The organism is Polaribacter sp. IC066 (assembly GCF_007997085.1).
Lineage (GTDB): Bacteria > Bacteroidota > Bacteroidia > Flavobacteriales > Flavobacteriaceae > Polaribacter.
Map to the genome: position 1 here is coordinate 1 of NZ_VORR01000106.1, position 2,835 is coordinate 2,835.

Consider the following 2,835-nt stretch of genomic DNA (forward strand, 5'->3'; position numbering starts at 1 on the left):
AATTAAAAAACGTAGCCCAACACCGTACATAATTAATTGCTAATTTTCGTCTATTTAGGAAAATCCTCGCATGCCTTTTATTCTGTTATTATTTACTATCTTTAGTGTTTAACCAACGCAACTAACCTTATACAACACGTTGGGCACAATATGAGAAAATCGCTAATAATAATATTAATAGGAATTATATCAATGGGAATATTTAGCTTTTTAAAGAAAGAAAAAAAGACTGAACTAAAACCTAATTCAGCTATTTTAGGAATGATACTTTTGGAAAACCCAAGTTCATTTAATTTGAAAAATACTCTTGAAGAATTAAATACTAAATGGAAACTAAAAGTCAATAAAAATGATTCAAGCGAAGAAACAGCCGTTTTAGAAATTGATAACTACAATATTGCAATTGCTGTAATTCCATTTAAAATTCCTGAAAAAGAAGTTGAAAAAAATGCTGAATTAAATTATTTCTGGAAAAACGGAGCTGAAGAAAGCTCAAAACATAATGGTCATATTGTTTTATCAATTATGAACTGCGGAAAAAATGCAGTTGAAGAAAATTTATTGTTCAGTAAAATAGCATATTCAATAATGAACAACAGTAAATCTTTAGGAATTTATATTGGAGGTAGAACTTTAGTTTTGAAAAAAGATTTTTACCAAGCTAATGTAGAATCGATGTCAAAAGAAGACCTTCCATTATACAATTGGATTTATTTTGGTTTAAGAGAGGAAAATGGAAAACAATCTGTTTATACTTATGGACTTTCTCAATTTGGAAAAAAAGAAATGGAAATTATTGAGTCTGAAAATTCACTTGAAGAATTAAATGAAATGATGTTTAATTTAAGTCATTATGTTGTGGCATTTGACATAGAATTGAAAAACGGAGAAACAATAGGTATATCAGCTGAACAAAAACTAAAAATTTCGGAATCTAAAGGAAAATTTTTAGAAGGAAGTACATTAAAAATAGAATTTTAAAGAAATACTGTGCCCAACACCGTGTAAAATTAATTGCTGGTTTTTAGCCAATTTACGAAAGTCCAAACGGACTTTCTTGGTTTGTGTTTTATTTACTAACTTTAGTGCTTAAAACACGCAACTAACCTTACACAACAACGTTAGCAAAAACTGGCTGATTTTCTAAATTAGAAGCTAAAGTCATTTAAAAAAACATTTTGCTTTAAAGTTTGAACCCCAAAATCAGAGAAAAAAATGCGGAACGTCGAACACTCTCTCGCTAATCAGAATTTTGGAATTTCAGCTTTTTGGTGGAATTACAAAATTGCGGAATTTAGCAAAGTTATGAATTCCTAAAATGTGAAAAACACTCAAACTCTGAAAATCTTAATTGCGGAATTAAGCGAGATTTAAAAACGAGCAAAATGCGGAATTTTTACTCTTGCATAAAAACGGAACTTATAACCAAAATTGCGGAATTAAAATCTTTACGAAATTATTGCATTCAAAATATTCCAAAAATGGAAAAATAGTGAATTCGGAAAATAAGAATGGAAATATAAAACCGCATTTGCTAACACCGTGTATAGAAAATTGCTAAATTAGTGCTTTACCAAAGGCAGTTGCATTTTTGCGTACTTCAAATTTTCCGTTGGAAAATCCTCGCACACAAAAACGCAACTTTCCATAACACAAACACGTTGTGGTGCATTTAAAAAAACCGAGATAAACCAATGAAATTTCCGAAATATGTTACTGATGAACAAATTAAGCAATTGCAATTTGAAGTGCTTTCACAGGATTTTTACATCTATTTAACAAGATATTTATTTGAATGGTGTGAGGAAACTGATGACGCCTTAACATCTGTGATGAGAAAAAATAGGTTAATCAATCTTTCACGCACAATTTCTGGTAGAAAAATATATACTCTAACTGACGACCTTGAATCAATAGAATTTTCTTGGCACGATAGTAACTTTTTATTGATATTTAGACAGCTCGATACTATACAATTTATTGAATTCATTTGTGATTTAATAAACTACGAATATTTCAAAGTTGATTTTATAAACCAATTACTAAAAAAAGAAGTTGCATCATTTTATCTTTACAGCTCTTCAAAAGGGTTAGGAATTGAAATTTATTCCATAGAAGAAATTGAAAAAGAAAATCTTGACGGCGAGCACGTGAATATTAGAACTTTAGTTGCTCGAATGGATTCTGCATTTGAAAATGATGATTTTGCTAACGTTTTACACGCAAGTGCCAGTATATTTGAGGTAATGGCTAAAGATATTATTGGAATTGCCTCAATTCAAGAACAAACACTTAAAAGTTTTTTTGATAGATATAGAAACGATTCAAAACTACCTGCCGAAATTCTCGATTACATATTGAAAACATATGATAGTCGAAATTCTACAGCTTTGGCTGGTCACGGAAGTTTAAGCGTTCCCGATATCACAAAAGAACAAGCAATTATATTAAATGAAATGACTAAAGCATTTGTGAGAATTGAATATAGAATACAACGAGAAGTATAGAAAAACGCACCACAACAACGTATATAAAAAATAGCGCGAGTCGTTGCTAACACAAAGATTCGGGCATTTTTAGGAAGTCGCCAAATTTTTAAATTTGACAAATTCCCAAAAATAAAATAATTAATAAAATTTAAAAATTCGGCTTGTGTTTCATCCGAAAAGTTATCGCTTATTTTCAGCGCTACTTTTTATATACAAATCCGTTGGGCGTAAGCTAAAAAAACTATGAAAATTAAAGATAAAGCATTAAATTTCCAATATCAGTACAGCCGAATTTTTACGCTTGGTTTGAATAGGAAAAGGTTTGAAAGTTTACCGAAAAGCAACA

General features: G+C 29.9%; 2 protein-coding genes. Both read left to right on the forward strand.

Annotated features, from left to right (window positions below; translation table 11 throughout):
- Positions 1-150 precede the first annotated feature (150 nt).
- Positions 151-981, forward strand: a complete 831-nt coding sequence (locus tag ES044_RS17985; protein WP_223269281.1) for a DUF4261 domain-containing protein — start codon at positions 151-153, stop codon at positions 979-981.
- Between the two features lie 713 nt (positions 982-1,694).
- The gene (locus ES044_RS17990) at positions 1,695-2,507 is read left to right on the forward strand and encodes a hypothetical protein (protein ID WP_147120734.1); all 813 of its coding nucleotides are present in this window, start codon (positions 1,695-1,697) and stop codon (positions 2,505-2,507) included.
- The last annotated feature ends 328 nt before the right edge of the window (positions 2,508-2,835 follow it).

What these genes read in the sequence shown, in the direction of transcription:
- ES044_RS17985 (WP_223269281.1), top strand. Translation starts at nt 151, where the DNA reads ATGAGAAAATCGCTAATAATAATATTAATAGGAATTATATCAATGGGA.
- ES044_RS17990 (WP_147120734.1), top strand. Translation starts at nt 1,695, where the DNA reads ATGAAATTTCCGAAATATGTTACTGATGAACAAATTAAGCAATTGCAA.